Source organism: uncultured Leifsonia sp. (assembly GCF_945957465.1).
Taxonomy (GTDB): Bacteria; Actinomycetota; Actinomycetes; order Actinomycetales; family Microbacteriaceae; genus Leifsonia.
On sequence record NZ_CAMFLC010000005.1, the window covers coordinates 65,589 to 91,364 of the forward strand.

Genomic DNA, 25,776 nt, shown 5'->3' on the forward strand with positions numbered 1-25,776 from the left:
GGGCCGCCGAAGGGCGTCTTAACGCCCTCAAAACGCGCGTTTAGGGGCGTTTACGTGCCCCTCGGGCGCCCCTCGGGTGCCCCTCGGGCGTCAGCGTCGGCGCATCGGGCGCACGCTGAGGGACTCGACAGTGCCGACGGCGGGGAGGTCGACGGCGACGCGCACGGTCGCGGCGACCATCTCGGGCGTGATCGTGAACGCCGGATCGTAGTCGTGGCCCTCGCGCGCGACGAGCGCCCGCTGCATGTCGGTGTCCACCCGGCCGGGGTGGATGCTGGTGACGCGCAGGCCGTTCGGCCGCTCCTCCTCGCGCAGGGCGTCGGTGAGCGCGCGCAGTGCGAACTTGGAGCCGGAGTACACGCCGCCGCCCGCCCCGCTCGAGAAGCCGGAGCCGCTGTTGATGGCGACCACCAGCCCCTGCGCCGTGCGCAGAGCCGGGAGGGCGCGGCGGAGCAGCGCCGCTACCGAGAAGACGTTCACCTCGAACACGTGACGCCAGGTCGCATCGTCGGTGTCGGCGATGGTGCCCCCGTCCTCCACGCCGGCCGACAGCACGAGCACGTCGAGCCGTTCGGGCAGGGCGGGGAGGGCGTCCCCGGTCACGTCGCCGACGAACGGCTCGGCGGACGGCAGCGAGGCGACGACCTCCGCGACGGCGGCGGCATCCCGACCGCCGACCAGCACGTGGTGCGTTGCGCCGAGTTCCTCCGCGATGGCGCGGCCGATGCCGCGCGAGGCTCCGGTGACGAGGGCGACGGGGCGGGGGAGAGGATCGGTGCTGGCCATGTCCCGACTCTACGGCGCGCGCAGCCGGCCCGATTCCGAGTCGGCGCCGAGAATCGCCCGGCACAGTCAGATGCGGCGCCGGCAGCCTGTGTCCCCCCGGTCTCAGGCTGCCGGCGCCTCCCACCCCCTGCGTGGGATCGTGACGCGCTCGGGCCCTCCGCGCGTGCTACTTGAGCGCCTGCCGGATCGTCTTCGCGTCGTCGGCAGCCTTCTTCGCCGCGGTGCGCGCCGACTCCAGCGACGACTTCACCGACGACAGCGCCGAGTGGTTCGCGTCGTACGATGCGGGCGTCACCGCGAGCGCCGCGGCCGCCTGACCGCTCGCGTCGTGGGAGGCGGTCGCGATCTGCGCGCTCATGTCCTTCAGGTCGGACTGCAGCGCGTCGGTCGACTTCGCCTTGTCCTTCCCGGAGAGGAGACCGGCCAGCGTGGACTGCTCCTTCGTGAGCTTCGGAACGGTCGTCCCGGTCAGGCGATCGGCGGCCGAGGCGAGTCGCGCCTGCGGCAGAGCGACGGCATAGACCCGGTACTTGGTGTAGACCGTCTTGAGGTCGGCTGCGGCCTGGGTTGCCGTCGTGTCCGCGGCGATGGCGGACGCGGACGCCTTCATCGCAGCCAGGTCGGCGTCCAGGGTGCCGAGGATCGTGGAGCGGTCGCCCGAGCTGAGCGCGTGATCGCCGGTGACCTTCGCGATGGCCGCCGTGAGCTTGGTCTCGCGGTCGCTGGTCGCCTTGGCCCCCGCGGCCTGGAGCTCCGCGAGCGTGCGCGGCGCGTGCGTCTTCGCGCTCGCGCCGGGGGTGGGCGTCGGAGTGGGCGCGGTGTCGGCGAACGCCGGCGTCCCGATCAGGGCGAGGCCGGTGATCCCCGCAGCCGCGGCGACGACGAGACCGGTGATGCGTGTGGGCATGATTCTCCCGTTCATGAGGTGAGCGCCGGAGGTCCTTCCGGCTTCCTCCAGCGTCGCTGCCGAATGTTCGGGCGACGTAAAGGGCGGGTTCGGGACGGGTATCGCGCGGCGCCGCGACGGAGCCGAACGCCAGGCACTAGGCTGCTTGCGCTGTCCGGCGGACGAGCTCGCCGTGACCCGAGCCGCAGAGGACGCCCATGTTGCTGACCATCTCGTACCGCGGGGACGACCCGGGCGACCTGGGGTATCTGCTGCACAAGCATCCCGACCGCGTGCACGACTTCGACCTCCCGGTGGGCGACGCGCACGTGTTCTACCCGGAGCTCGACGCGACGCACTGCACGGCGGCCCTGCTGCTGGAGGTGGACCCGATCGAGCTGGCGCGCAGCTCGCGGTTCCGCGGCGACGCGGGAACCCTCGGGCATTACGTCAACGACCGCCCGTACGTGTCGGGCTCCATGCTCGCGGTCGCGCTCGGTTCGGTGTTCCGCACGGCGATGACCGGGCGGTGCGACGCGCGGCCCGAGCTCGCCGCCTCGCCGATCGACCTGCGCATCGGCCTCCACGCGGTGCCGTTGCGCGGCGGAGCCGACCTCGCCGAGCGGCTTCTCGCTCCCCTCGGCTGGCGGCTGGAGGTGTCGGAGGCGCTCCTCGACGAGCGGTTCCCCGAGTGGGGGCCGTCGCCGTACGCGTCGATCGCGCTCAGCGGCACGATGCGGCTGGGCGAGGCGCTCCGCCAGCTCTACGTCCTCCTGCCGGTGCTCGACGACGCCAAGCACTACTGGGTGGCCGACGCCGAGGTCGACAAGCTGCTGCGCGCGGGGGAGGGCTGGCTGCCGCAGCATCCCGAGCGCGAGCTGATCTCGCGGCGCTACCTCGCGCATCAGCGCGAGTACGTCGCCGCTGCGACGGCCCGGCTGGCCGAACTCGACCAGGGCTCGGCTGGGCTGCCCGAGGCCGCGACCGGGCAGGAGGAGACAGCCGAGGAGCGCGTGCGCCCGCTGAACCGGCTGCGTGCCGACGCGGTGCTGACCGCGCTCGACGACGTCGGCGCCCGCACCGTCGCCGACGTCGGGTGCGGCCCGGGAGCGCTGCTCGCGCGCCTCGCGGTCGACCCGCGCTTCACCCGGATCGTCGGCACCGACGTCTCGCCCGCGACGCTCGAGACCGCGGCCAAGAGACTCGGCCTGGCCGAGCGCAGCGACGCGCAGCGGGAACGGATCACGCTGTATCCGTCGTCGGTCACCTACCAGGACGACCGCATCGCCGGGCTGGACGCCGTCGTGCTGATGGAGGTCGTCGAGCACGTGGAGCCCGAGCGGCTCGACGCCCTCGCCCGCTCGGTCTTCGGCCTCGCGAAGCCCGCGTCGGTGGTCGTGACCACCCCGAACGCCGAATACAACGCGCTGTACCCGGCCTTGGCGGCCGGCGCCTTCCGGCATCCCGATCACCGCTTCGAGTGGACGCGCGCGGAGTTCGCCGCGTGGGCCGGCGCGGTCGGCGGACGCTACGGCTACCGGGTGGAGTTCCGTGCGGTGGGGGAGGCCGACCCGCTCCTCGGCCCGCCGACCCAGCTGGCCCTGTTCCGGAAGGAGGCGACCGCATGAGCGAGCTGACCGTCCCCGCCACCTCGCTGGTCGTGCTCGTCGGGGTCAGCGGCTCCGGCAAGTCGACGTTCGCGCGCGAGAAGTTCGGCCGGTGGGAGACGCTGTCGAGCGACGCCTTCCGCGGGCTCGTTTCGAACGACGAGAACAGCCAGAGCGCGACGGGCGACGCCTTCGACGCGCTGCGATTCGTCGCAGGAACCCGCCTGCGCAACGGTCTGCTCACGGTCATCGACGCGACCAATGTGCAGCCCGCCGCACGCCGATCGATGGTGGCTCTGGCCAAGGAGCACGACGTGCTGCCGGTGGCGATCGTGCTCGACGTGCCAGAGCGCGTCGCGGTCGAGCGCACCGAGGCCCGCGACGACCGTCCTTTCGGCGCGGAGGTCGTCCACCGGCAGGCCAGGCAGCTGCGCGGCGGTCTGACGAACCTGCGCCGGGAGGGTTTCCGGACGGTGCACGTGCTCCGCGACCAGGAGGAGATCGACGCGGCGACCATCGTCCGCACGCGCCTGCTGAACGACCGCGCAGACGAGCACGGGCCGTTCGACGTCATCGGCGACGTGCACGGTTGCCGCTCCGAGCTCGAGTCCCTGCTCGTGAGCCTCGGGTACGACCTCCGCCGCGACGCGGAGGGACGCCCGATCGACGCGGCGCACCCGGAGGGCCGCCGCGCGCTGTTCCTGGGCGACCTCGTCGACCGCGGGCCGGACACCCCCGGCGTCCTGCGGCTGGCGATGGGGATGGTCGGCGCCGGCCACGCCATCGCGGTCCCCGGCAACCACGAGGACAAGCTCGCGCGGGCGCTCCGCGGCGACAAGGTGACGGTCGCGAACGGCCTGGAGACGTCGCTCGCGCAGCTGGCGGATGAGACGCCGGAGTTCCGCGACCGGGTGCAGGAGTTCTGCCGCGAACTGGTCTCGCACCTCGTCCTCGACGGCGGCAGGCTGGTCGTCGCGCACGCAGGTCTGCCCGAGCAGTACCACGGCAGGGCGTCGGGCCGCGTGCGGGCGTTCGCGCTGTACGGCGACGTGACCGGCGAGAAGGACGAGTACGGCCTCCCGGTGCGTCTCGACTGGGCGCGCGACTACCGAGGATCGGCGACGGTCCTGTACGGCCATACGCCGGTGCCGCGTGCCGAGTGGGTCAACAACACGATGTGCCTCGACACCGGATGCGTCTTCGGCGGCGCGCTGACCGCGCTGCGGTACCCCGAGAACGAGGTCGTGTCGGTTCCGGCCGAGCGGGTCTGGAGCGAGCCGGTGCGCCCCTTCGCGCTCGCCGCGGACACCTCGGCCGACCGGGAGGACGACGTCCTGCGCATCGAGGACGTGCTGGACACGCCGGTCGTCGAGACGCGCAGCTCCGGGAGGATCCGGTTGCGGCCCGAGTTCGCGCTCGGGGCGCTGGAGACGATGAGCCGCTGGGCGGTGGATCCGCGCTGGCTCCTGTATCTGCCTCCGACGATGTCGCCTCCCGCGCCGTCGTCCCGTCCTGGGCTGCTGGAGCACCCGGATGAGGCGTTCGGGGCCTACCGCACGAGCGGCGTGACGCGCCTCATCGCCGAGGAGAAGCACATGGGCTCGCGCGCGATCACGCTCGTCACCCGCGACGGCACCCGGTTCGGGGCGGAGCCCGGCTGGCGCGGCATCGTCCACACGCGCACGGGCCGCCGGTTCTTCCCTGATCGCCACGACGAGGAGCTGTTCCTCTCCGGTGTGCACGACGCCGTCGCGCGCGCCGGTCTCTGGGACGAGCTGGACACCGACTGGCTGCTGCTCGACGGCGAGATCCTGCCCTGGTCGCTGAAGGCCGGAGCGCTCATCCGCGAGCAGTACGCCGCCGTCGGTGCGGCGGCGGCGTCCGCGCTGCCCGCTGCGGTCACGGCGCTGGAGCGCGCGGCCGCGCGCGGGCTCGACGTCGCGGCGGTCCTGCACCGGACCCGCAGGCGGGAGGCCGACGCAGCGCTCTACACCGACGCCTACCGCCGCTACGTGCGCCGCACGAACGGCATCGACGGCGTGCAGCTCGCACCGTTCCAGGTGCTCGCCGGCGCCGGCGGCGTGTACGCGGAACGGGAGCACGCCTGGCATCTGGCGCTCGCCGACCGGCTGGTCGAGGCGAACCCGGCGCTGATCCGGGCGACGCGGCACATAGCGGTCGACCTCGACGACACCCGTTCGGTCGACGCGGCGGTCGAGTGGTGGACGGCGCTGACGGAGGCCGGCGGGGAGGGCATGGTCGTCAAACCCGCGGCCGGTCTGGTGCGCACCGAGCGCGGGCTGGCGCAGCCGGGGATCAAGGTGCGCGGGCGCGAGTACCTGCGCATCATCTACGGTCCCGACTACACCGAGGAGTCCAGCCTGGAGCGGCTGCGGGAACGCAACGTCGGCCACAAGCGGTCGATGGCGCTGCGCGAGTACGCCCTGGGTCTCGAGTCGCTCCACCGGTTCGTGGACGGCGAACCGCTCTGGCGGGTGCACGAGGCGGTGTTCGCGGTGCTCGCGATGGAGTCCGAACCGGTCGACCCGCGGTTGTGACGGGGCGGGGTCGGCCGCGGCCGTGCGAGCGCGGCGGCTAGCCCGGCTCCTCCTCGGATTCCAGCGCCTCGTCGGCGTCCACGAAGTCGTCGTCCGTCTCGGTGGCCTCCACCGCCTGCGCCGCCTGAGCGCGCGCCTCCGCGTCGGCCTCCCGCTCTCGCTTCTCTCTGCTCATGCCTCCAGTCTCTCCCTGCTGTGCTCCCTGCGCCTAGGTTGGAGTCGTGGATGCAGAGCTGATCGCACAGACCGACCCCGACGCGTACTTCGTTCCCCTCGGTGGCGGGAGGTACGCCCCCACCGCGCACGCGGGCGGCGCCTGGGCCGACGACGAGATGCACTTCAGCCCGCTGGGCGGCCTGATCACGCACGAGATCCTGCGCTTCGCCGGCGGGTCCGGCGGGTCCGGAGCGGCTGGCGGGGCCGGCGGGTCCGCGCTCCAGCTCGCCCGGATCAGCTTCGACATCCTCGGCTTCCTCGCCCTCGACGAGGTGGAGGTCGCCGTCCAGACCGTCCGGCCGGGCCGCACGATCGAGCTCGTCGAGGCGACCGTCGTCATCCGCGGGCGCACCGCTGTGCGGGCGCGGGCCTGGCTGCTGTCGGCGTTCGACACTGCGGAGGTCGCCGGCGGCGCCCCGGAGCCGCTCCCGGCTCCCGAGACCGCCACGCCGTGGTCGATGTCGGCCGACTGGATCGGCGGCTACGTCTCCTCGCTCGACTCGCGCGCGGTCCGGCCGCCGCAGGCCGGGCGCGGAACGGCGTGGCTGTCGACGCACTGCGCCCTCGTGGAGGGCGAGGAGGTCGACCCGGTCGCCGCCTGGATCACGCTCGTCGACACCGCCAACGGCGTGGCCGTGCGCGAGCATCCGACCCGGTGGATGTTCCCGAACGTCGACCTGACCATCCACTTGCACCGCGCGCCGAGCGGAGGCTGGCTGGGGCTCGACACCGAGGTCGTGTTCGGCGCCAGCGGCCTGGGCGTCACGCGGTCGGTCCTCCACGACCGCGACGGCGCCGTCGGCTTCGCCGAGCAGGCGCTCACGGTGCGACGGCTGAACGAGTAGCCGAGCGGTCGGAAGGGGTATTGACGACTCACTTGTTTTTTGCAAGTATGGGCTCGTTCACACACGAGCCCTGAGGGGGATCACCATGACCACGATGTTCGTCAACCTGCCGGTGACCGATCTGGAGCGCGCGAAGGCGTTCTACTCGGCGGTCGGCTTCACCATCAACCCGCTCTTCACCGACCACAACGCCGCGTGCGTAGTGGTGGAAGAGGACCACAACTACTTCATGATCGTCACGCGCGAGTTCTACCAGACGTTCAGCGACCTCCCGGTCGGCGAGCCGTCCAAGTACGTGTCCGCGTCGACGTCGCTCATGCTCGACAGCCGCGAGGCCGTCGACGCCACCATCGCCGACGGCCTTGCCGCGGGCGGCACCGAGACCAAGGAACCGGCCGACTACGGGTTCATGTACCAGCGCCAGCTGACCGACCCCGACGGCAACGTCCTCGAGTTCGGCTGGATGGACCCGGTCGCCGCGGCCAAGGGCCCGGAGGCCTACTTCAGCCAGCAGGCCTGAGGCCCATGGTCGCGCGCGACTACGGGCAGTACGACGGCATCACGCGCGGCCTGGAGCTGGTCGGGGAGCGCTGGGCTCTGCTCATCGTCCGTGATCTCCTCGTCGGGCCGCGCCGCTACGGTGAACTCGCTGCGGGTCTTCCCCGCATCCCGAGCAACATCCTGGCGGCGCGGCTCAAAGAGCTGCAGGCGGCCGGCATCATCCGCCGGGCGCCGCGCTCGCGCATCATCCTGTACGAGCTGACGCCGTACGGCCGCGAGCTCGAGCCGATCGTGCTCGCTCTCGGCGCCTGGGGGTTCAAAGCGATGGAGGATCCGCGGGACGAGCAGATCGTCACCCCGGACTCGATGGCGATCTCGCTCCGCACCGCGTTCCAGCCGCAGGTTGCCGCCGCACTGCCGGCGACGGCGTACGGCGCACGTTTCGGGGAGGGCGGCCTCCTCATCCGCGTGGAGGGCCCGACGCTGGCGGTGACCCGCGGCGACGGCCCGGTCGACCTCGCCTTCGCGAGCGGACCCGGGCTGCACCGGCTCATCTCCGGGGAGCTCGCCCCGGCGCGCGCCATCGAGACCGGCGTCGTGGAGGTGCTCCGCGGCCCGGGCGACCTCCTGACGCGTTTCGCCAGCACCTTCCACCTCGCCGCCTGACGCGTCCCTCCGGCCGAAGGGCGCCCAAACGCCCCTAAAGCGCTCCCGAAAGGGCCTCTACTCGCCCCTCGGCGGCCCTTCAGTGGAGGATGCGGTAGTCCACGAGGAGGTGGCCGGTCGCGGAGGTGACCGTTCGGAGCGTCTCCAGGCGCATCGCCGGGAGATCGTCGAGCAGCCTCCGGCCGACGCCGGCCACCCGCGGCGCGATCACGAGCCGGAGCTCGTCGACGACACCGGCGGCCAAGAGCGTCCGCGCGACCGTGATGCTCGCGTGCACTCCGATGTCGCCGCCGTCGCCCTCCATGAGGCGCCGCGCGAAAGCGACCGGGTCGCCGTCGACGGCCGCAGCGTTCGTCCAGCCCCCGTCGAGGGGCGACGAGGTCACGACGTGCTTCTCGACGGTGTTGATGAACGAGGCGAACGGCTCGATCGCGGCCGTCGGCCAGAACCGCGACCACTCGTCGTAGCTGCGCCGGCCGAGGATCACCGCATCCTGCGACGCGATCACCGCGCCGAGCTCCGCGTCCATCGCGTCATCCCAGTCGGTGATGAACTCGTCCGGATCCTCCGCCACCCCGTCGAGCGAGAGCAGCTCGTACACCACGATCTTGCGCATGCGAGGCACCTCCTGGGCCTCACGCTAGTCCGCTGTGGATGACGTGGCCTGGAGGCTTCCCTGTACAGAACAGGAAACGCGCCCGCCGATCTCCTCTCAGGTGGCGCCTTAGAGGAGATCGCGGGCGCGTCTCGCGCGGGTTCCGTTTTAGGAGAGGAGTTTCCAGGCGCTGTTTTGGGTGCGGGGGGGGCGTGCCGGTTGAATACCACTGGGCCTGGTACGTGTGGCCCTGGTAGGTGACCTTCTCGCCGCCGGTGTAGACGGTGGCGCTGCTCCAGGCGGGGATGCCGCCCGGCGTGCTCGGCGTCACGATCTCGCTCCACGGACCGCCGGCGACACCCGGGGTGGTGCCGCGCGTGTACCAGAGGGCCGTGAACACGCGGTTCTGGTAGACCACCACGTCGCCCGTGTTGAAAGGGCGGGTGACCGTCCACAGCGTGTGCCCGTCGGCGGCGATCGCGAGCTGGGACCACGCGCCGTTCTTCTTCGACCCGGGAGCCTCGCCCGAGGTGTACCAGAGCGCCTGGTAGACGGAGCCGTCGTAACTCACCGAGTCGCCGCTGAAGTAGACCTTCTTCGAGTCCCACGCGACCGGCTTCGGCACGCCCTGCGAGCCGAGGCGGAGGTCGCAGTCGACCCGGCCGCTGTAGAGCGCGTGGCCCTCGGTGGCGCTGCCGGTGCCCGTGCCGTAGATGCCGTCGTCGGACCAGACGGCTTCCTTCGTGCCGTCGACGCAGGTCGAGTTCGGCGCCAGGGCGAAGCCCTCCAGGTTGTCGACAGGGAGGCCGGCGGGCTTGCTGTAGGCGACGTCGGGGACGATCGCGCCGGTCGTATCCACCTTCAGCAGGGTCGAGACGACGCCGCAGGTGTTGTCGCACAGAGCCCAGATCCGCTGGGTGTCGGCGTCGAACTGCACGTCCATGACGTGGCCCATGCCGGTGTCGACCACGGCGACGCGGTGGAAGGAGTGGTCGCCGTTGAGCGCGTAGGCGTACAGCTTGCCGTCGTTCTCCAGCGCCGCGAAGTAGAGGCCGGAGGCGTGCTGCGCGCCCTTATCCGCGCGGAATGAGGGCCGTTACGCGCCGACCGCAGCAGCTAGCCGCCGGCGACGGAATCCGGTTCTATGGAGGCGGACCTCGATGGAGGCCGACCCGACCGAGAGGACTCCCATGACCGACAGCCCCGTCGTCGCCTTCGACCTGCTCACCACCCAGCTGCTCAACGACCCCGACCTCGACGTGTCGCTGACCGCGACCGGCCTCCACGTGCGCGGCCGGCTCTTCGCCTACGTCGACGCGGGCTCGCTCGTGGTCGACCTGCCGGAGGCACGTGCTGCCGACCTGGTCGGCCGGGACGTCGCCGCGCCGGTCGCCGCCGGTCGCGCCGAGCCGAAGGGCGCCTGGGTGTCGATCGACGATTCCGACGACTGGCCGGAGCTCGCCGCCGAGGCGCACCAGTTCGTCGGCGAGCCCGCTGTCGGCAAGGACTCCTGAGCCTGCCCGCCCGCCCGCCCGCGCGTGCGCGAGGGGCGGCCGAAGGGCGCCCACACGCCTCTTCCCGCGGGTTTTGAGGGCCGTAAGGCGCCCTTGGGCGCCCCCTCAGCGCCCCTCAGCGCCCCCTCAGCGCAGGCAGCGCGATCGGGTCGGGCGCGAAGCCGGCCTCCTGTCGCAGCCGCGCGCCTCGACATCGACGAGCGCTCGGCCGAGGGACCGCGGAACGCATCCGGCTGCGGCTCGGCTTCCGCTCCCGCGCGCAGATCGCCGCCTGGTGCGCGGCTCAGGGCGATCGGTCTGCGTCGGCGGAGTGAGGCACCGGCTATGGGAGGTGCCGCGAAGTGAGGTGGTTCCCCGCCTGCGGCGCCTGTTGCCTGTGACGCCCTACGCCGGTTCGATCAGCCCTGTGCCACCTGCGCCCGCCGCCGCAGCGTCACGCCGGACGTGATCGCCAGCACCACGATCCCGATCGCCTCGACGACCACGGTCTCGGGCACGAGGGTGAAGCTCCACACCTCGGTGATGCCGAACAGGCCGACCGTGAGGGCGAGCAGCAGGGCCGCGAGGCTCGCGATCAGGAAGAGCAGCGACAGGATGGTGGCGATGCGCAGCCAGGTGCCCCGCAGTACCAGCATGCCGACCGCGAGGACGATTCCGGCGATGCCGTTGAGCACGAACAGCGTGCCGAGCAGTCCGCCGACGCCGTCGAAGATGAGGAACAAGTGGATGGCGCCCGTCAGGGCGAGGACGATCGCACTGAGGATGCGCAGGGCCCACACGGGACCCTGTCTGGCTTCGGTCATGGTGCTACCCGCTTCCGGTCCGGGCCTTGCGGGGCGAAGGCCTCATCGGGAACACGAACGAGCATCAGGATAGGTTCAATCGCGTCACGGCGGCGAGGGGCGCGTCGCCGACCAGGGCTAGCATCGCAACCATGCCTCCCGCGTCGGCCTGGAATCCCGGAACCGTGCGCGATGCCGCCGGGGGACTGGCCGCCCTGACGCTGGCGACGTTCCTCGCGGTGACCACCGAGATGCTGCCGGTCGGGTTGCTGCCCGCCATCGGCGGGAATGTGCGGGTGTCCGACTCCATCGCCGGGTTGCTCGTCACGGTGTATGCCTTCATGGTGGCGGTGCTCGCGGTGCCGCTCACGCTGTCGACGGCGCGGTTCTCGCGCAAGGGGCTGCTGCTCGCCACCCTCGTCGCCTACACCGTGGGCAATGCGATGGTGGCCGTCGCGCCGAACTTCGGCGTCCTGGCTGCGGGGCGGGCGTTCGGCGGGATCGCCCACGCCCTCTTCTTCTCGGTGAGCATCGGGTACGCCTCCCGCCTGGTGCGCACCGAGTTCACCGGCCGCGCACTCGCGTTGGTCACCGCCGGGGCTGCGGCGGGCTTCGTGCTCGGCGTGCCGCTGTCCACCTCACTCGGCACCGCGCTGGGCTGGCGCGCGGCGTTCGGACTGCTCGCCGGGGTCTGCGCCCTCTCCTGCGTGATCGTCGGGGTGCTGCTGCCGCCGGTGCCGGGAGGCGGGACCGCTCACCAGGGGTCGGGGGCCGGAGCCCGGCGCACGCGGCTGGCCATCGTGTCGGGGGCGAACGCCGTCGTGTATCTGGGCCAGTTCACCGTCTACACGTTCGTCTCGGTGCTGCTGCTGGCGACGGGACTGCCTGCGGCCGCGATCGGTCCGGTGCTGCTCGGGATGGGCGCGGTCGGGCTGATCGGCACCTGGTTCGCCGCTGCGACACTGGACCGCCGCCCGCGTGCGACCGTGCTCATCCTGCTCTGCACCGTGATCGTCGGCATGGTCGGCGTCGGCGTCGCCTTCCCCGCGCTCGTCGGAGTGCTGGCGGCCGCCGTGGTGTGGGGCGCCGGCTTCGGGGGAATGGCGTCGGTGTTCCAGACGGCGGCGATCCGCACCAGAGGGGCGACGCCTGAGGTGATCGGCGCGCTCATCAACTCCACCGCGAACATCGGCATCGGGGCGGGGGCGGCCGTGGGCGCGGCGGTGCTCGCCGGGCCGGGACTCGGCTGGCTCCCGTTCGCCGGAGCCGCGCTCGTGCTCGCCGGCCTGGTCGTCGTGCTCGCCGCCCGCAACTCCTTCCCGCCCGAACCGTAGCCGAGCGCCCCCGGGCGCCACCGAAGGGTCGACGAGGGGCCGACGAGGGGCCGCCGAGGGGCGCCCAAACGCCCCCAAAACTCGGGTTTGGGGGCACCAACGCGCCCCTCGTCCCCCCCTCGCGTGGCCCGTGCGCCCCTCGTCCACCCTTCGCGTGGCCTCGTGCTCGCCGGCCCGGTCGTCGCGCTAGCACGGACGCTGCATCATCCCACCCGCCGCAAGCGAGGGGCCGCCGAGGGGCGCCCAAGCGCCCCAAAAACGCGGGTTTGGGGGCACCAACGCGCCCCTCGCGCACCTCTCGCGCGCCCCTCGTGCGCCCCTCGCGCCCAGCGGGCATGGGCTCGGATGGCTCGCTCCGGCCACGTGGCACTCGTTCCCGACCGCGCCGCAGGCGAGGGGCCGCCGAGGGGCGCCCAAACGCCCCTAAAGTACGGGTTTAGGGGCACTAAGGCGCCCCTCGGGCGGCGCGGCGCGTCGCGCGGCGCGCGGGCGGCGTCAGGGGCCGTAGGCCGCGAGGAAGCGGTCGCGGAAGGCGTCCATCCTCCAGACCGGCGCGGTGGAGGTCGGGAGCACGCCGGGCTGCCACTTCCACGAGCCGATCCGGTCGATGACGGTCGGGTCCTTCGCGATGATGCTGATCGGCACCTCGTGGTTCGCGCCGACGCCGCTGACCACCGTGGCCGGCTGGTGGTCGCCGAGCACGACGACGACGAGGTTCGGGTCGTCGAACGCGGTCAGGAACGAGAACAGCGCTCCCATGGTGTACTCGACCGACCGGCCGTACAGCTGCTGCACGTGCCGCGGGTCCTGCCAGACCACGCCGGGCGCGAGTCCCTCGCCCGGCTGCGGGTCGTAGACCGAGCCGTCGCCGATGGCGTCCCAGGGCAGCAGCCGCGGCAGCGGCGTCCACGGGGTGTGCGACGACACGAGGTCGATCTCGGCCATGAGCGGCGCGTGCGGCACGCCCAGCTCGTGCTGCTGGAGGTAGGCCCACGTGTACTGGTCGGGCACCCGCGCATAGCTGAAGCGGGGCCCGCGATACCCGACGTTGGTCGCGTTGAGCTGCTTTCCGAAGTGGTAGAACGAGCTCCCGACCGGCCACGGCTCGGTGTCGGACGGCACGTCGCTCAGCGTCTGCCAGCCCGCCTTGCGGAAGGCGTCGCTCAGCGTGAACCGCGTCGTCGACGTCACCTGGTCGTACTTCTGCTGCGAGTCGATCCAGAGCCCGGTCTGCAGTGTGGAGTGCGCGAGCCAGCTGATCCCGCCGAAGGTCGATGACGTCAGGAAGGCGCTGCGCTCGGAGTAGCCGTGCGCGGCGAGGTCGGTGTTCCCGCGCCGGAGGACGGCATCCACCCCCGGCGAGAACGACGTGCCCTGCACGGCGACCTGCCCGTAGCTCTCGACGAACACGACGAGCACGTCCTTGCCCTTCAGGCCGGTGAGGAGGTCGGCCGCGGGCAGCTGCGCGTACGGGTCGCTCGCGGCCGACCGCTCGAAGACGGCCCGGTCGCGGGCGGCGACCTCCACCTGGCCGACGCTCGCGGTCGCCGCCGAGACCGAGTCCGCCGCGGCTACCGGCTCGCCGGCGACGAGCTGGGCGCCGACGAGTGCCAGCACCAGCCAGCCGGCCGTCAGCGCCGAGGCGCCGATCAGGCTGGCGCGCCGCCGCAGCGCGAGCACGCGGGCCAGCCGCAGCAGCAAGGCCGCGATCGCGATCGTCGCCGCAGCGGCCAGGATGGCGACCAGCACCAGCAGCGCCAGCGCGCCGGCCGACCCGGCGGAATCGGTGACGACACCGTAGCCGTCTCCGAGCTCCGACCATCCGGACACGACGTCGAACGGACGGCCGACCGTCGCGAGGAAGACCCGGTCGAGCCCGGCGAGGACGGTCGCCGCCACGAGCAGCGCGGCGGCGACGGATGCCACGGTGCGGCGCGCCCAGCGCCACGGCAGCACGACCAGCACCACGATCACGACAAGGCAGTCGAGCGGGAGGCGGAGGAGCGCGAGCGGAGAACCGGAGTCGATCAGTCCGGGCGCGACGGCGGCGACGAAGACGGTCACCGCCGACAGGATGGTCACGGTCGCCGACCGGGCGCGCGAGGGTGCGCCCTGTGGGGAGCTCGTCCGGCGCATCAGGTCCGCCCGGCGCCGGGCGGCCACACGTCGACGCGCTCCGAGCGCGCGTAGCGGAGCAGGACGACATCGCCGATCGGTCGGGCCTCCACCAGTCGTGCCCGGTGGTCGCTCGTCCACGGGAAGTCCGCGTCGCGGACGAATCGCGGGGCGTCGGGGTCGCCGACGAAGAACGGGGCGACCGCGAGGTGAAGCTCGTCGACGAGGTCGGCGGCGAGGAACTCCGTCAGTGTTGTGCCTCCGCCCTCGACCATCAGCCGACGCACACCGCGCTCGCCGAGATCGGCGAGGACGGCAGGCATCGTCGGCTCGTCGCCGAGAGCCACGACGGTCGCGAGGGTGCCGAGCCGGCGGCGGAGGGCGTCGGCGACGCCGCGCGGGCAGTAGACGAGCTTCGTGGTGTCGCCGAGCGTGAAGAACCGGGCGGCAGGGTCGAGGTCGCCCGACAGCGTCACCGTCGCCTTCCACGGCGTGCGGCAGCGGCCCTCGGCCTCCCGCCGGTCCTGCCGTTCGCTGCTGCGCACCAGGAGGCGCGGATCGTCGCGCCGCACCGTACGCGCCCCGACGAGGATGACGTCGTTCTGAGCTCGGACCTCGTCCACCCGGTCGAAATCGGCGGCGTTCGACAGGGCGAGCTTGGGGGGCCGGGCGGTGTCGAGGTAGCCGTCGAGGGAGACGCAGCAGCTGAGGGTGACGTACGGCAGGTCGCTCATGACCGCAGTCTCCTCCGCGAAGGCGGCGCGGGCGACCGGTCCGACCGTCGCGGGAATGGGCGCGCTCATCGACCGCGCCTCCTCCCGACGAGGGGCGCCAGCCACGCGACGGCGGCACCGGGAGCGACGGCCAGGAGGGCGAGCACGCCGTACAGCGTCGCGGCCGAGATGCAGGCCGCGGCGCCGAAGCCGGCGACCGCGAACGCCCAGCCCGCCGCGCCCTCCCGCTGCCCCCACCCGCCGATGTTGAACGGGACGGCGGCGGCGAGCAGCACGACCGTGCCGAGCGCGAGCAGCCGCCCCGGCGGAACGGCGGCCCCGACGGCGGTCGCGGCGACGGCGAAGATCGCGAGGTGGCAGCCGAACACGACGATGGAGGCCGCGACGGCGTGGGCGCTCACGGGCAGGGAGCCGAGGCCGGCGCGCAGCTCACGGGCCTCCCTGCGCAGCGCGCGTCGCACCCGCTCGCTGCGGAGCGCGACGGCGACCCCCGCGGCGACGACCGAGAGCCCGATGCCGATGCACGGGAGCAGGACGCCCTCGAACTCCGCCCCGGCCAGCGCCAGCACGCCGATCGTGAGCACGAACTGCACGGCCTGACCCAGGACGCGCTCGATCGCGACGGCCCGGGCGGCCGCGCCGAGCCCGGCTCCTCCGTTCCGGGCCGACGCGCGGCCGTGGTCGACGACGCGCTGCACATCTCCGATGACCCCGCCGGGGAGCAGGGAGTTGACCAGCTGCGATCGGTAGTACATGCCGACGGCCGTGCGCCAGCGCAGCGCGGCGCCGAGTCGACGGGCGATCAGGGTCCAGCGCCACGCGGCGGCCGCCGTCGCGACGGCGAAGAGCACGACGGCGGCGATCACGGCGGTGAGGTCGAGGCTCAGGAGGCCGTGGATGAACGGTTCGGCTCCGACCCGCAGCACGATCGCCACCAGCACCGCCACGCCCACGACCGTCCGCACTGTGATGCGGAACCCGCGCGTCCTGAGGATCCGGCCTGCGTGTCCGAGCGCCCGTGCGAACGCGGATGCGATCGCGGGCGGGGTGCCCTCGGGCGCCTCCGGATTCCGGGCCTCTGCAGCCAGTCGGAGACTCATCGCGGCCACGCCAGCAGATCGAGGTGGTACACGACCGCGGAGAGCTTCCCGCGCTCCTGCTGCGCCCGGCGCAGCTGCCGGTAGCCCGCCGCTTCGCGACGCAACGCGGGCTCCTGCTCCAGGGCGGCGTCCGTCCAGCCATCGAACCACTCGGCGAGCAGCAGGCGGTCGCGCGCGTCGAGCCGCCAGGTCGTCAGCGCGGTGCGCACCCGCCACCCCGCCTGGCGGAACAGCCCGAGCACGATCGGTGCGCCGTACCGACCGAGCAGCCGGCGGCCGGCGACCTCCCTGCGCTGGTGGGCGTTGAACGCCCGGGCGAAGCGGATGTCGCGGGCGTCCCACGGCGTCAGCTCCACGTCGCCGGTGACGCTCAGCGACAGCAGCACCGGGGCTCGCGCCGACAAGCAGGCCGCCACGATGGCGTGGGCCTCTGCTGCTGTCAGCACGTCCAGCAGTGCGGAGGCCGTGACCAGGGAGGCGCCGTCGAGAGCGGAGGGGTCCAGTGCGTCGAGCTCGCCGATGCGCGAGCGCAGCTCAACCGGCCGGCCCGACGCGTCGCGCGGGCGCCGGCCCTCCGACGCGCGGGCGACGAGGGCGGGGTTCCAGTCGTGCAAGACCCAGGTCTGCGGTCCGGGCAGTCGCGGGGCGAGCCAGCGCATCATCGAGCCCGTGCCGCTGCCGAGGTCGTGCACCACGACCCGACGGCGGTCGCCGGCGTCACCGCGACCGGCACCGAGCAGCCCCGGCACGGCGTCCGCGAGCACGCCGGCGCGGGCGCGGGCGTCCTCCGGCTCGCGCAGCGACAGCCAGTCGACGCTGACCTCGAGGACTTCGCTCACGATCTCACCGCCTGCGTCTCCCCGGCGTCTTCGAGCGCCGCGGCGAGCGCGGCCGAGACCAGCGCCGCCGTGGAACGCCACGATCGTCCCGCCTGCCGCGAGTCGCGCGCTGCGGACGTGAGCGCTCGCCGCCGCACGGGGTCGGCCCACCACTGCTGAAGCACGACGTGCAGCGCCCATACGTCGTCGGGCGGCACGAGCACCGCCGCCTGCGGCACGGCGATCGCCTCGGGGAGGCCGCCGACCGCGGTCGCGAGCACCGGGACGCCGTGGGCGAGCGCCTCCGCCACCGCCATGCCGTAGCTCTCCGTCCGGGAGGGCAGGACCATCAGGTCGGCTTCGGCGTACGCCGCCTCCAGGTCGCGGCCCGTCAGCACGCCGGGGAACCGGATCCTGTCGCTCAGCCCGACCGTGTCGACCTGCGTCTTCAGGGCGTCAGCGAAGTCCGGGTCGACACGGGGCGACCCGACGATCGTGCACGTCCAGTCGTCCCGGTCGGCGAAGCCGATCAGGGCGCGCACGAGGAGGTCCTGCCCCTTGTGCGGCGCGATCGCCGCGACGCACAGCAGCCGGCCTCCCGACGGGGAGGCCTCCGTCGCCGGCGCGGGGTCGACGCCGGGGTGGGCGACGGCGATGCGCTGCGGGCGGGCGGCGTCCTGCGCGAGCAGCTCCGACCGCGTCCAGTCGCTGGTCGTGATGATGCGGCGTGCGCCGCGCAGCGCCGTCAGCCCCGCGTCGCCGATCGCACCGGCGACCATGTGCACGAGGACGACGAGACGGAGGCGTTTGGCGTGAGCGATCAGCGCCTCGGGTTCGCGCGTCGCCAGCAGGCCGTCGACGAGCGTCAGCGCGCCATCGGGCAGCTGCGCGAGTGCGCGGGCGGTCCACCCGTCGCCGCGATCGGTGACGGGCACCGAGCGCACCTCCCAGCCGTCGGCCCGCAGGCCGTCGCGCAGCCGACGGTCGTAGACGTTGCCGCCGCTGACCCGCGCCGCGTCGTCGATCGCGTCGGGCACCACGAAGGACACCGTCCGCGGCTCGTTCACGGCGACACCGTCCTCACAGCGACCGCTCATAGCTCGCCCACGCGATGTGCGACTCGTGCAGTGTCACCGAGACGGAGGTCAGCCCGGTCGCCCTGCCGAGCTCGCCCGCGGCGGCGCGTTCCGCCAGGCGATCCGCGATCACGCGGCAGAGCACCTCGGTCGTCGTGTTGGTGCCGGCGAACTCCGGGTCGTCGTCGAGGTTGCGGTAGGTCAGAGCTCCGGTGATCTCGGCGAGCGCCGCAGTCGCCCGCCCGATGTCGACGACGACGCCGTCGGCGTCCAGCTCGTCGGCACCGAAGCTCGCGTCCACGACGAAGGTCGCGCCGTGGAGGCGCTGGGCCGGCCCGAAGACCTCTCCGGTGAAGCTGTGCGCCACCATCAGGTGATCGCGCACGGTGACCGTGAACGGCATCAGGCATCCCTCCAGTCGATCGTGTGGCAGAGTTCGGCACCCGGGTCGGAGGCGAGCCGGGAGAGCACGTCGGGCAGGTCGCGCCACGACGACTCGCCGGTCAGCAGCCGGTCGAAGGCCGCGTCGCCCAGCAGGTCGAGGGCGAGCGCGAGGCGGTCGGTGGTGCTGCGGCGGTCGCGGCGCGCGGGCGGCACCGCCCCCACCTGGCTGGAGCGGATGGTGAGCCGGCGGGAGTGGAAGTCCTCGCCCAGCGGAAGGCTCACGGCACGATCGCCGTACCAGCTCGCCTCCACGATCACGCCCTCGGTCACGGCCGTCTCGAGCGCGAGCCGCAGCCCGGCCTCCGACCCGCTCGTGTTGACGACGAGGTCCTGGCCGTGCGGGGCGTCGTCCGGCACCCGGAAGTCGACGCCGAGGGTGTCGGCGATCGATCGGCGCGCCGGGTCCACATCGACCAGCGTCACCTCGGTGCCCGGGACGCCGCGTGCGAGCCGGGCGAGACAGCACCCGACCATACCCGCCCCCACGACGGTGATACGGTCCCCGACGAGCGGGCCCGCATCCCACAGGATGTTCACCGCGGTCTCGACGGCGCCGGCGAGCACGGCGCGTCGCGCAGGGACCCCGTTCGGCACCGGCACGACGGCGGAGGCGGGGACGACGTACGCCGACTGGTGCGGATACAGGGCGAACACCGTGCGGCCCGCGAGCTCGGGAGGCCCCTGCTCGACCGTGCCGACGTTGAGGTAGCCGTATTTGACCGGCCCGGGAAAGTCGCCCTCCTGGAACGGCGCCCGCATCCGTTCGCGCTGGCTCGCGGGAACGCGGCCTCCGAACACCGTCGACTCGGTGCCGCGGCTGACCCCCGTGAACAGCGTGCGCACGCGCACCTCGCCGTCGGCGGCGTCGGGAACGGGCTGACGCCGCAGGGCGCCGACCTCGGGTTCCTCGACCCAGAACGCGGTGGCTTCGAGCACGTCATCACCCCTCTCTGAACCATCCGTCCACGTGCAGCGTGTAAACACAAGGCCGCTCAACACAAGGGTTGACAGTGCGGTGGCGTTACAGACGAGACACGAGGCTCACGTGAAAAGGGTTCAACTCGCGGCGATCGGCTGGGCCGCGGCGGGCGCGATGGTCGTGCTCCTGGCGTGCGAACTCGAGCTGCGCTGGTGGATGATGCCGTTGCCGGCGTCGGGCCGGCTCGCAGCGGTGGCCTACCTCGCGATCTCGAACGCGCTGGTGATCCGGGGCCTGCAGCGGCGCCGATCGGAGCGGTTCGGTCCGGCGAACATGGTGACCTCGATGCGGTCCGCTCTCGTCGGCGTGATCACCGGGCTGGTGGTGGCGTCGTTCACCGACCCCATCCCTGTCGCCCTGCTGGTCGGCCTCGTCGCGCCGGCTCTGGCGCTCGACGCGGTGGACGGCTGGGTCGCCCGCCGCACCGGATCTACCAGCGAGCTGGGCGCACGGTTCGACATGGAGGTGGATGCGTTCCTGCTGCTCGTGCTGAGCGTGTATGCGGCGCCGGCGCTCGGGGGCTGGGTGATCGCGATCGGGGCGCTCCGCTACGCGTTCATCGCAGCGGGCTGGGCGCTGCCGTGGATGCGGGCGACGCTGCCGTACCGCTACTGGCGCAAGGTGGTGACGGCGTTCGCCGGCATCGCGCTGGCCGTCGCGGCCAGCGGCCTCCTGCCGCGCATCGACGCCCTGCTCGTCGCGGCGGCCCTGGCGCTCCTCCTCGAGTCGTTCGCGCGCGACACCGTGTGGTTGGTGCGCAGGAGGCTCGCCCCTCGACCCGTGCTCGCGACGGGGCGACAATACGGGCATGGACAATCTGGAGACGGCTGAGGCGGCCATCCGCGAGGCGCGCGCGAAGCTCGCGGCGGCGACGGGCGCGCCCGCCGCGGCCTCCGGCGCCTGGGCGGAACCGCTGCGGCTCGCGCTCGACGCGATCGAGAGCGCGGTGGCCGAGCTCAGCGAACTGCGGGACCAGCCGCGCGAGAACACGGGCGAGACCGGCCCGGACGCGTCGTACATCCCCTGAGTCGGGCGCCCTGCGCGTCGCGCACGCCTGCCCCTGACGGCGGTAGGGTCGGCTTGTCGCATCCTGACGCGGCATCCCGACGCTGGAGGTCCGATGACCGTCTTCCGCACCGTGCTCGAACCGACCGGCGGCAACAACGTCGGCATCGTGGTCCCCGAGGAGATCGTGCTCGGGTTCGACCGCGGCAAGCGCGTCCCCGTCATTGTCACCATCGACGGCGGTTACAGCTATCGGACCACGATCGGCGTGATGGGAGGCCGTTACCTGGTCTCGTTCAACGCCGAGACCCGCAAGAACACCGGCCGCGGCGCAGGCGACGAGATCGAAGTCGAGCTCGTCGTCGACCCCGACCGCTGAGCCGAGGACGCACTCGCATGCCGAATCCCATCGGACGCGCGCTGCGCGACCACCGCGCCGGCCACGACAGGGTGGCCTGGGAGCGCGCCGGCCTCCAGGCGCCCGAGTCGTTCGCACTGACCAGTCCCGCCTTCGCCGACGGCGCCCCGATCCCGCCGGAGTACAAGGGCCGGCTGTTCGGACAGGACCTCTCGCCCGCGCTCGCCTGGACGTCTCCGCCGGCCGCCGCCGAAGAGCTGGTCCTCATCGTGGAGGATCCCGACGCTCCGCGTTCAACGCCCGCGGTGCACACGATCGCGCGCGGCATCGATCCGGCGCTCGGCGGCCTCCCGGAGGGTGCGCTCGCCCGCCGCACCCCGCCGCAGGGCGTCTCGTACGGTCGCGGCTCCCTCGGCTCCCGCGGCTGGCACGGCCCGATGCCGGTGCCGTCGCACGGCCCGCACGCGTACGTCTTCCAGCTGTTCGCCGCGGATCGCCGGCTCGACCTCCCCGAGTCCTTCGGCCTGGAGGACGTCGTTCGTGCACTGAACGGCCACGTCGTCGCGCGCGCCCGCCTCGACGGCACGTACGAGAACCCCTGACCCGCGCCTCGCGCGCCCCGAGGTGCGACACGATGTCACCTCTCGGCGGGACGCGCCGACGCGCCCACCCGGCGGGGTGGGTGCGTCTCGCGCGCCGCGGCGTTACTGCGGCAGGCCGCCCAGGCGGCGGCGCCGCGCCACCAGGAGGTACCCGGCGAGGATGAGCGCCAGGGCGACGATCGCGATGATCGGCGCCACGACCGAGCCGGTCGAGGCGAGCGAACCGGCGGCGGTCGTGCCGGTTCCGGTGCCGCTGCCCGGGCCTCCCGCGGCGGGGAGGGCGCCCGACGGCTGTCCGTCCGCGGTCACCTCGAACGGGACGGTGACGCTCGCGCCGCTCTGGGCGCCGGTGATCGTGATCGTGTGGCGTCCCAGCTCCGTTGGGGCGATGGCCGCGATCGTGGCCGCGCCCGAGATGACGTCGGTGCGCGGGAGGTCGACCGGGTCCGACTTCACGACGCCCGCGACCTGGCGGTCGCCGTTGAAGCCCGAGAGCGTCACCGAGATCGGGTCGCTGGGCTTCACCGACGTCGCGTCCAGGGCGACCGACGCCCGGGCGCTCAGCGCGGCGTAGCTGCGTTCGAGCTGGAGGGCGCGCGAGATGGTGAAGAACGTGTCGGTCTGGTCGGTCAGCCCGACCACGTCGGCAGCGCCGGGACCGTAGCCGGCGATGCGCAGCTGGGCGCCGGTGTGCTGCTGCGAGCCGCCGGCCGCCGCGGTGCCGTAGGCGACCTTCATGACGGTGCCGTCGGCCGTGGTCAGCGCGGTGCTGAGCGTCGCGGGCGGCGTGCTGTCGACGATCTGGCTGGTGTGCGCGTGGTCGGCGGTCACGATGACGAGCGTGTTGCCGTCCTTCTCGGCGAACGCGAGAGCAGCCTGCACGGCCTCGTCGAGGTCGACGGTCTCGCCGATCTGGCCGCACGCGTCGGCGGAGTGGTCGCGCTTGTCGATGCTCGCGCCCTCCACCTGCAGGAAGAAGCCGGACCCGCCGGGCTTGTCGAGCAGCGAGATCGCCTTGTTCGTGAGCGACGCCAGCGAGAGATCGGTGGACAGTCGGGCGGGATTGGGCGTGCAGGTGACAGGCGCCGCGTCGGCGCCGCCGACCGTCGCCGTGGTCGAGGAGTACCGGGTGGGGAAGTTGCCGGGCGTGAACAGGCCGAGCAGCGGCTTCTGCTGGTTCGCCTCGGTGACCCCGGCCAGGCCCGCGGCGTCGCCGACGACCTGGTACCCGCGCTCCTGGGCCTGGTCGAAGAGGGTCTTGTCCTTCCAGGCGCCCGCCTTGGCCGTCTGGCCGAAGGAGGTCGACCCGCCGCCGAGCGTCACATCGGCCCGGGCGTCGAGCAGCTGCTCGCTGATCGAGCCGAGGCCGCCGTTGACGAGGGCGTCCGCGCCGCAGGAGGCGCTGTCGGGGCCGTAGCAGGAGCGGGCGCCGACGTGCGCGACCTCGACGGCGGGCGTCGCATCCTGGATCTCGGCCGTGCTCACGTTGCCGGTGCGCAGCCCGTTGGCGCGCGCGAGCTCGAGCAGGGTGGCGTGCGGGGTGCCGTCGATGTCGACCGAGACCGCGTTGTCGTACGACTTGGTGCCGGTCGCCCAGGCGGTGCCGGTGGCGGCCGAGTCGGGCACGTAGTCCGGCTTGCCCTTGTTCGCGCCGTCCTTGTAGAGCGAGTAGGTCGTGTACTGGCCGGTTAGGGGCAGTGCGTCGATGCCCGGCAGCATCCCGGCCGCCCCGTACTGGTAGTTGCGGGCGACGGTGATCTCGCTGTCGCCCATCCCGTCCCCGATGAGGAGGATCACGTTCTTCGCGGGACCGGAGACGATCGACTGGCGCAGCGCCGTCGTCGAGTCGTCCGGGTTGCGTGCAGCGCCGCCGGTGTCGGAGGTCGCGGCCAGGGCCGACGCGGGCGCGAGCGCCGCGGCAAGCACGCCGGCCGACGCGGCGAGCGCGAGGCCGGTTCTGAGTCGTGTGGTGAGCAGGGGCATGGAGGTCGTCCTTCCGTTCGAGACCCGCAACAGCCCAGTGCTCGCGTATGAACCCCGCCTTAACCTGAACGAACTCTCATGTGAATTCGTACAGATTTCACCCACTACCGCCACCGAGACGTGAGTAATCGCGGGAATCCCGACTCGGATTCCCGCGATTACTCACGTCTCGGCGGCTGGGGGGCGGGGTTACGCGGTGGCGAGGGCCTGCGCGGCGGCCTCGGCGGAGGGCGCGTTCAGGGCGCGACGGGAGCGGGCGAAGAGCACCGCGCCGAGCGCGAAGCAGAGCGCCTCGGTGACGGTCATCGACCAGATCACCCCGCCCATCCCGAACAGTGCGTCGGCCAGCAGCACGATGGGGATGAACAGCACGCCCTGCGCGACCGACATGATCGTCGCGTTGCGCATCTGCTCCGTCGCCTGGAAGACCGCGATGATCAACCCGGTGAACCCGTTGAAGAGGGTCGAGACCAGCATGGCGGTGAGGATGAGCGTGCCGTCCGCGATCACGGAGGGGTCGGCGCTGAACAGCGCGAACACCTGGTCGCGGAACACGAACACGATGGTCGAGAAGACCGCGGTGACCCCGGCGATGGCGACCGCGCTGCCGGTGATCGCCTTCGTGAGGCGGCCGCGGTCGCGCGCCCCGAAGGCGTAGGCGAACAGCGGGATCGCGCCCAGGAAGACGCCCATGCAGATCATCTCGGGCAGCTGCGAGATGCGCAGCGCCACGCCCATCGCGGCCAGCAGGGATGCGCCGTAGCCGATCGCGATCCAGTTCATGACGAGCGTGGTGACGATCAGGAACGACGACATCAGCAGCTCCGACACACCGACCCCGAACACGGTGGCGAGCATCGAGCGGTCGGCCCGGAAGTGCCGTAGGGCGAGCGAGGTGGTCTCGCTGCGGCGGCTCAGCCACCACGCGTAGTAGCCGACCGTCACCAGATTGGAGAGCCCGAGTGCGATGCCTGCGCCGAGGACGCCCCAGCCGAGCACCAGGATGAACAGCACGTCGAACAGCAGGTTGGCGATGGTGGAGGCGATCAGCCCGGTCATGGAGGCCACGGCCGCGCCCTCCGCCCTCACCAGCTGTTCGAGGGCGAACGCCGCCACGTACACCGGTGCGAAGGCGAACATCGCCCCGATGTAGAGGGCGGTCGGCGCCACCGAGGCGCCGGTCGCGCCCACGGCGACGGCCAGCGGGGTCGCGAAGATCAGGCCGACGACGCCGATGACCGCACCGGCGACGAGCGCGCCCCAGAGGGTGAACGACGAGACCTGCTTGATCCGCTCGGCGGTGGCGGCGGTGGCGGCGGGGTCGGCGTCCTCCTGATCCTGCGATCCGAGCAGGCGGGACACGTACGTCCCGCCGCCGACGCCGAAGACGCCTCCGACGGCCATCAGCAGCGCGAACACCGGCAGCGAGAAGGTGAGCGCAGCCAGCAGCGGAGTCGAATGGAGCGAGCCGATGAAGCCGGCGTTGATGATGTTGTAGACGCTGCCGACCGAGAAGCCGGCGATCATGGGCACGCACAGGTGCACCAGGGAGCGCCAGATCGGCGCGGACGAGAGGTAGTGGCGATTCGAAGACATGACGGGACCTCCGTTCCGTGAACGGCTTTCAAGACGGTGAGAAGAGAAGTGGCGTGTGCGGAGTGCGCGGACCGTGCCGGCCGCCGGTCAGTGGCGACGGTCGGTGCGGGGCGCTGTGCGGGACGGGGCTGTGCGGGAGGGGCCGGTGCGGGACGGGCCGCTGTGGGACGGGCCGGTGCCGGACGGGGCGGTGCCGGACGGATCCACGTGCGACGGATCGGCGCCGACCACGCGCTCGAGCAGCGCGATCAGCCGATCCTGGTCGGCCTCGTCGAGGACGTCGAACAGCTTGCGCTGCTCGGCCGCCATCGACTTGTCGAACCCGGCGACGACCCGCGCGCCCTCGGCGGTGACGCGGACGATCTTGACGCGGGCGTCGCTCGGTGACGAGGTGCGGGTGACGTAGCCGCGCTCCTCCAGCCCCTGCAGGAGGCTGGTGACGCTGGCGGCTGTGGTGCCGGACATCTCGGCCAGCTCGCGCGCGATCACGTCGCGATGCTGGTTCTGCTCGAGGTAGCCGAGCGTGAACGCCTGCTGACGGGTGAGTCCGCTGTCGCGCACCCACTCCTCGGCCGCCGCGCGGCCCGCGAAGGCGACGCTGCGGACGAGCTCGGTCAACCGGTCGATCCTCGATGCCATAGTTAGAACTCTAATAGTTTGAATTCAAACTGTCAAT

At 72.6% G+C, this 25,776-nt stretch carries 27 protein-coding genes; 11 read left to right on the forward strand and 16 right to left on the reverse strand.

Translation table 11 applies throughout. From position 1 onward, the window contains the following. Positions 1-90: 90 nt before the first annotated feature. Positions 91-786 (reverse strand): SDR family oxidoreductase, encoded by a 696-nt coding sequence (locus Q0Q23_RS04185; protein WP_295119759.1) that lies wholly within the window; start codon positions 784-786, stop codon positions 91-93. 166 nt (positions 787-952) lie between these two features. Further along, complete coding sequence (locus Q0Q23_RS04190) at positions 953-1,693, reverse strand: hypothetical protein (protein ID WP_295119762.1); 741 nt, start codon at positions 1,691-1,693, stop codon at positions 953-955. Between the two features lie 197 nt (positions 1,694-1,890). Here Q0Q23_RS04190 and Q0Q23_RS04195 point away from each other — a divergent pair, with 197 nt between their 5' ends. Together Q0Q23_RS04195 and Q0Q23_RS04200 are read left to right on the forward strand one after the other, a co-directional pair. Beyond that, entirely contained in the window at positions 1,891-3,300 is a 1,410-nt protein-coding gene (locus tag Q0Q23_RS04195) for a 3' terminal RNA ribose 2'-O-methyltransferase Hen1 (RefSeq protein ID WP_295119764.1), read from the forward strand. Continuing rightward, positions 3,297-5,837 carry a polynucleotide kinase-phosphatase gene (locus tag Q0Q23_RS04200; RefSeq protein ID WP_295119767.1) on the forward strand — a complete coding sequence of 847 codons (2,541 nt, stop codon included), beginning with the start codon at positions 3,297-3,299 and terminating at the stop codon, positions 5,835-5,837. Before Q0Q23_RS04195 ends, Q0Q23_RS04200 begins: the two co-directional genes overlap by 4 nt. A gap of 37 nt (positions 5,838-5,874) precedes the next feature. Here Q0Q23_RS04200 and Q0Q23_RS04205 read toward each other — a convergent pair whose 3' ends face one another. Then, positions 5,875-6,012: a hypothetical protein gene (locus Q0Q23_RS04205; protein ID WP_295119770.1), complete on the reverse strand. Its 138-nt coding sequence runs from the start codon at positions 6,010-6,012 to the stop codon at positions 5,875-5,877. Positions 6,013-6,058: 46 nt separating this feature from the next. Between Q0Q23_RS04205 and Q0Q23_RS04210 the strand changes: the two genes are divergently transcribed. From Q0Q23_RS04210 to Q0Q23_RS04220, 3 genes are all read left to right on the forward strand, one after another. After that, the gene (locus Q0Q23_RS04210; RefSeq protein ID WP_295119774.1) at positions 6,059-6,898 is read left to right on the forward strand and encodes a thioesterase family protein; all 840 of its coding nucleotides are present in this window, start codon (positions 6,059-6,061) and stop codon (positions 6,896-6,898) included. Positions 6,899-6,983: 85 nt separating this feature from the next. After that, a complete protein-coding gene (locus tag Q0Q23_RS04215; RefSeq protein WP_295119779.1) occupies positions 6,984-7,418 on the forward strand; it encodes a VOC family protein in 435 nt (144 codons plus the stop codon). 5 nt (positions 7,419-7,423) lie between these two features. Next, a complete protein-coding gene (locus tag Q0Q23_RS04220) occupies positions 7,424-8,065 on the forward strand; it encodes a helix-turn-helix domain-containing protein (RefSeq protein WP_295119784.1) in 642 nt (213 codons plus the stop codon). Positions 8,066-8,144: 79 nt separating this feature from the next. Here Q0Q23_RS04220 and Q0Q23_RS04225 read toward each other — a convergent pair whose 3' ends face one another. Next, positions 8,145-8,681 (reverse strand): dihydrofolate reductase family protein, encoded by a 537-nt coding sequence (locus Q0Q23_RS04225; RefSeq protein ID WP_295119787.1) that lies wholly within the window; start codon positions 8,679-8,681, stop codon positions 8,145-8,147. Positions 8,682-8,700: 19 nt separating this feature from the next. Beyond that, a complete protein-coding gene (locus tag Q0Q23_RS04230; protein WP_295119789.1) occupies positions 8,701-9,630 on the reverse strand; it encodes a carbohydrate-binding protein in 930 nt (309 codons plus the stop codon). 220 nt (positions 9,631-9,850) lie between these two features. Between Q0Q23_RS04230 and Q0Q23_RS04235 the strand changes: the two genes are divergently transcribed. Next, positions 9,851-10,174 (forward strand): hypothetical protein, encoded by a 324-nt coding sequence (locus Q0Q23_RS04235; protein WP_295119793.1) that lies wholly within the window; start codon positions 9,851-9,853, stop codon positions 10,172-10,174. A gap of 398 nt (positions 10,175-10,572) precedes the next feature. Here the strand turns inward: Q0Q23_RS04235 and Q0Q23_RS04240 are convergent, their stop codons facing one another. Next, complete coding sequence (locus Q0Q23_RS04240; RefSeq protein WP_295119796.1) at positions 10,573-10,977, reverse strand: hypothetical protein; 405 nt, start codon at positions 10,975-10,977, stop codon at positions 10,573-10,575. Between the two features lie 131 nt (positions 10,978-11,108). On the opposite strand from Q0Q23_RS04240, the gene Q0Q23_RS04245 reads away from it, so the two are divergent. Further along, positions 11,109-12,290 carry an MFS transporter gene (locus tag Q0Q23_RS04245; protein ID WP_295119799.1) on the forward strand — a complete coding sequence of 394 codons (1,182 nt, stop codon included), beginning with the start codon at positions 11,109-11,111 and terminating at the stop codon, positions 12,288-12,290. Positions 12,291-12,785: 495 nt separating this feature from the next. On the opposite strand, the gene Q0Q23_RS04250 is transcribed toward Q0Q23_RS04245, so the two are convergent. Genes Q0Q23_RS04250 through Q0Q23_RS04280 form a run of 7 tightly spaced genes read right to left on the reverse strand, consistent with a single transcriptional unit; the run spans position 12,786 to position 19,513 of the window. After that, positions 12,786-14,372 carry a CDP-alcohol phosphatidyltransferase gene (locus Q0Q23_RS04250; protein ID WP_295119802.1) on the reverse strand — a complete coding sequence of 529 codons (1,587 nt, stop codon included), beginning with the start codon at positions 14,370-14,372 and terminating at the stop codon, positions 12,786-12,788. Positions 14,373-14,425: 53 nt separating this feature from the next. After that, complete coding sequence (locus Q0Q23_RS04255; RefSeq protein ID WP_295119805.1) at positions 14,426-15,208, reverse strand: dihydrofolate reductase family protein; 783 nt, start codon at positions 15,206-15,208, stop codon at positions 14,426-14,428. Next, positions 15,205-16,239, reverse strand: coding sequence for a lysylphosphatidylglycerol synthase domain-containing protein (locus Q0Q23_RS04260; protein WP_295119808.1), 1,035 nt, complete (start codon positions 16,237-16,239; stop codon positions 15,205-15,207). The genes Q0Q23_RS04255 and Q0Q23_RS04260 overlap by 4 nt, the downstream gene beginning before the upstream one ends. Continuing rightward, a complete protein-coding gene (locus Q0Q23_RS04265; protein ID WP_295119811.1) occupies positions 16,236-17,078 on the reverse strand; it encodes an SAM-dependent methyltransferase in 843 nt (280 codons plus the stop codon). The genes Q0Q23_RS04260 and Q0Q23_RS04265 overlap by 4 nt, the downstream gene beginning before the upstream one ends. Then, the gene (locus Q0Q23_RS04270) at positions 17,075-18,124 is read right to left on the reverse strand and encodes a glycosyltransferase family 4 protein (RefSeq protein ID WP_295119814.1); all 1,050 of its coding nucleotides are present in this window, start codon (positions 18,122-18,124) and stop codon (positions 17,075-17,077) included. The genes Q0Q23_RS04265 and Q0Q23_RS04270 overlap by 4 nt, the downstream gene beginning before the upstream one ends. Before the next feature lie 13 nt (positions 18,125-18,137). Then, a complete protein-coding gene (locus tag Q0Q23_RS04275) occupies positions 18,138-18,536 on the reverse strand; it encodes a 6-carboxytetrahydropterin synthase (protein WP_295119817.1) in 399 nt (132 codons plus the stop codon). Beyond that, complete coding sequence (locus Q0Q23_RS04280) at positions 18,536-19,513, reverse strand: zinc-binding alcohol dehydrogenase (RefSeq protein WP_295119821.1); 978 nt, start codon at positions 19,511-19,513, stop codon at positions 18,536-18,538. Before Q0Q23_RS04280 ends, Q0Q23_RS04275 begins: the two co-directional genes overlap by 1 nt. A gap of 109 nt (positions 19,514-19,622) precedes the next feature. Here Q0Q23_RS04280 and Q0Q23_RS04285 point away from each other — a divergent pair, with 109 nt between their 5' ends. The 4 genes from Q0Q23_RS04285 to Q0Q23_RS04300 all read left to right on the forward strand — a co-directional run bounded on the left by Q0Q23_RS04285 (position 19,623) and on the right by Q0Q23_RS04300 (position 21,521). Beyond that, positions 19,623-20,387 (forward strand): CDP-alcohol phosphatidyltransferase family protein, encoded by a 765-nt coding sequence (locus Q0Q23_RS04285; protein WP_295119824.1) that lies wholly within the window; start codon positions 19,623-19,625, stop codon positions 20,385-20,387. Then, entirely contained in the window at positions 20,365-20,583 is a 219-nt protein-coding gene (locus Q0Q23_RS04290; RefSeq protein ID WP_295119827.1) for a hypothetical protein, read from the forward strand. The genes Q0Q23_RS04285 and Q0Q23_RS04290 overlap by 23 nt, the downstream gene beginning before the upstream one ends. Positions 20,584-20,676: 93 nt before the next feature. Continuing rightward, a complete protein-coding gene (locus Q0Q23_RS04295) occupies positions 20,677-20,940 on the forward strand; it encodes a DUF1905 domain-containing protein (protein ID WP_295119830.1) in 264 nt (87 codons plus the stop codon). A 17-nt stretch (positions 20,941-20,957) separates the two neighbouring features. Continuing rightward, entirely contained in the window at positions 20,958-21,521 is a 564-nt protein-coding gene (locus Q0Q23_RS04300) for a YbhB/YbcL family Raf kinase inhibitor-like protein (protein WP_295119833.1), read from the forward strand. Between the two features lie 102 nt (positions 21,522-21,623). Here Q0Q23_RS04300 and phoA read toward each other — a convergent pair whose 3' ends face one another. From phoA to Q0Q23_RS04315, 3 genes are all read right to left on the reverse strand, one after another. Beyond that, positions 21,624-23,504 carry an alkaline phosphatase gene (gene phoA, locus Q0Q23_RS04305; protein ID WP_295119836.1) on the reverse strand — a complete coding sequence of 627 codons (1,881 nt, stop codon included), beginning with the start codon at positions 23,502-23,504 and terminating at the stop codon, positions 21,624-21,626. A gap of 189 nt (positions 23,505-23,693) precedes the next feature. After that, entirely contained in the window at positions 23,694-25,100 is a 1,407-nt protein-coding gene (locus Q0Q23_RS04310; RefSeq protein WP_295119840.1) for an MATE family efflux transporter, read from the reverse strand. 87 nt (positions 25,101-25,187) lie between these two features. Further along, a complete protein-coding gene (locus tag Q0Q23_RS04315; protein ID WP_295119844.1) occupies positions 25,188-25,739 on the reverse strand; it encodes a MarR family winged helix-turn-helix transcriptional regulator in 552 nt (183 codons plus the stop codon). Between the last annotated feature and the right edge of the window lie 37 nt (positions 25,740-25,776).

What these genes read in the sequence shown, in the direction of transcription:
- Q0Q23_RS04245 (WP_295119799.1), top strand. Translation starts at nt 11,109, where the DNA reads ATGCCTCCCGCGTCGGCCTGGAATCCCGGAACCGTGCGCGATGCCGCC.
- Q0Q23_RS04315 (WP_295119844.1), bottom strand. Translation starts at nt 25,739, where the DNA reads ATGGCATCGAGGATCGACCGGTTGACCGAGCTCGTCCGCAGCGTCGCC.
- Q0Q23_RS04205 (WP_295119770.1), bottom strand. Translation starts at nt 6,012, where the DNA reads ATGAGCAGAGAGAAGCGAGAGCGGGAGGCCGACGCGGAGGCGCGCGCT.
- Q0Q23_RS04220 (WP_295119784.1), top strand. Translation starts at nt 7,424, where the DNA reads ATGGTCGCGCGCGACTACGGGCAGTACGACGGCATCACGCGCGGCCTG.
- Q0Q23_RS04275 (WP_295119817.1), bottom strand. Translation starts at nt 18,536, where the DNA reads ATGCCGTTCACGGTCACCGTGCGCGATCACCTGATGGTGGCGCACAGC.
- Q0Q23_RS04190 (WP_295119762.1), bottom strand. Translation starts at nt 1,693, where the DNA reads ATGCCCACACGCATCACCGGTCTCGTCGTCGCCGCGGCTGCGGGGATC.
- Q0Q23_RS04255 (WP_295119805.1), bottom strand. Translation starts at nt 15,208, where the DNA reads ATGAGCGCGCCCATTCCCGCGACGGTCGGACCGGTCGCCCGCGCCGCC.
- phoA (WP_295119836.1), bottom strand. Translation starts at nt 23,504, where the DNA reads ATGCCCCTGCTCACCACACGACTCAGAACCGGCCTCGCGCTCGCCGCG.
- Q0Q23_RS04290 (WP_295119827.1), top strand. Translation starts at nt 20,365, where the DNA reads ATGGACAATCTGGAGACGGCTGAGGCGGCCATCCGCGAGGCGCGCGCG.
- Q0Q23_RS04295 (WP_295119830.1), top strand. Translation starts at nt 20,677, where the DNA reads ATGACCGTCTTCCGCACCGTGCTCGAACCGACCGGCGGCAACAACGTC.
- Q0Q23_RS04310 (WP_295119840.1), bottom strand. Translation starts at nt 25,100, where the DNA reads ATGTCTTCGAATCGCCACTACCTCTCGTCCGCGCCGATCTGGCGCTCC.
- Q0Q23_RS04200 (WP_295119767.1), top strand. Translation starts at nt 3,297, where the DNA reads ATGAGCGAGCTGACCGTCCCCGCCACCTCGCTGGTCGTGCTCGTCGGG.
- Q0Q23_RS04215 (WP_295119779.1), top strand. Translation starts at nt 6,984, where the DNA reads ATGACCACGATGTTCGTCAACCTGCCGGTGACCGATCTGGAGCGCGCG.
- Q0Q23_RS04240 (WP_295119796.1), bottom strand. Translation starts at nt 10,977, where the DNA reads ATGACCGAAGCCAGACAGGGTCCCGTGTGGGCCCTGCGCATCCTCAGT.
- Q0Q23_RS04300 (WP_295119833.1), top strand. Translation starts at nt 20,958, where the DNA reads ATGCCGAATCCCATCGGACGCGCGCTGCGCGACCACCGCGCCGGCCAC.
- Q0Q23_RS04225 (WP_295119787.1), bottom strand. Translation starts at nt 8,681, where the DNA reads ATGCGCAAGATCGTGGTGTACGAGCTGCTCTCGCTCGACGGGGTGGCG.
- Q0Q23_RS04195 (WP_295119764.1), top strand. Translation starts at nt 1,891, where the DNA reads ATGTTGCTGACCATCTCGTACCGCGGGGACGACCCGGGCGACCTGGGG.
- Q0Q23_RS04260 (WP_295119808.1), bottom strand. Translation starts at nt 16,239, where the DNA reads ATGAGTCTCCGACTGGCTGCAGAGGCCCGGAATCCGGAGGCGCCCGAG.
- Q0Q23_RS04185 (WP_295119759.1), bottom strand. Translation starts at nt 786, where the DNA reads ATGGCCAGCACCGATCCTCTCCCCCGCCCCGTCGCCCTCGTCACCGGA.
- Q0Q23_RS04235 (WP_295119793.1), top strand. Translation starts at nt 9,851, where the DNA reads ATGACCGACAGCCCCGTCGTCGCCTTCGACCTGCTCACCACCCAGCTG.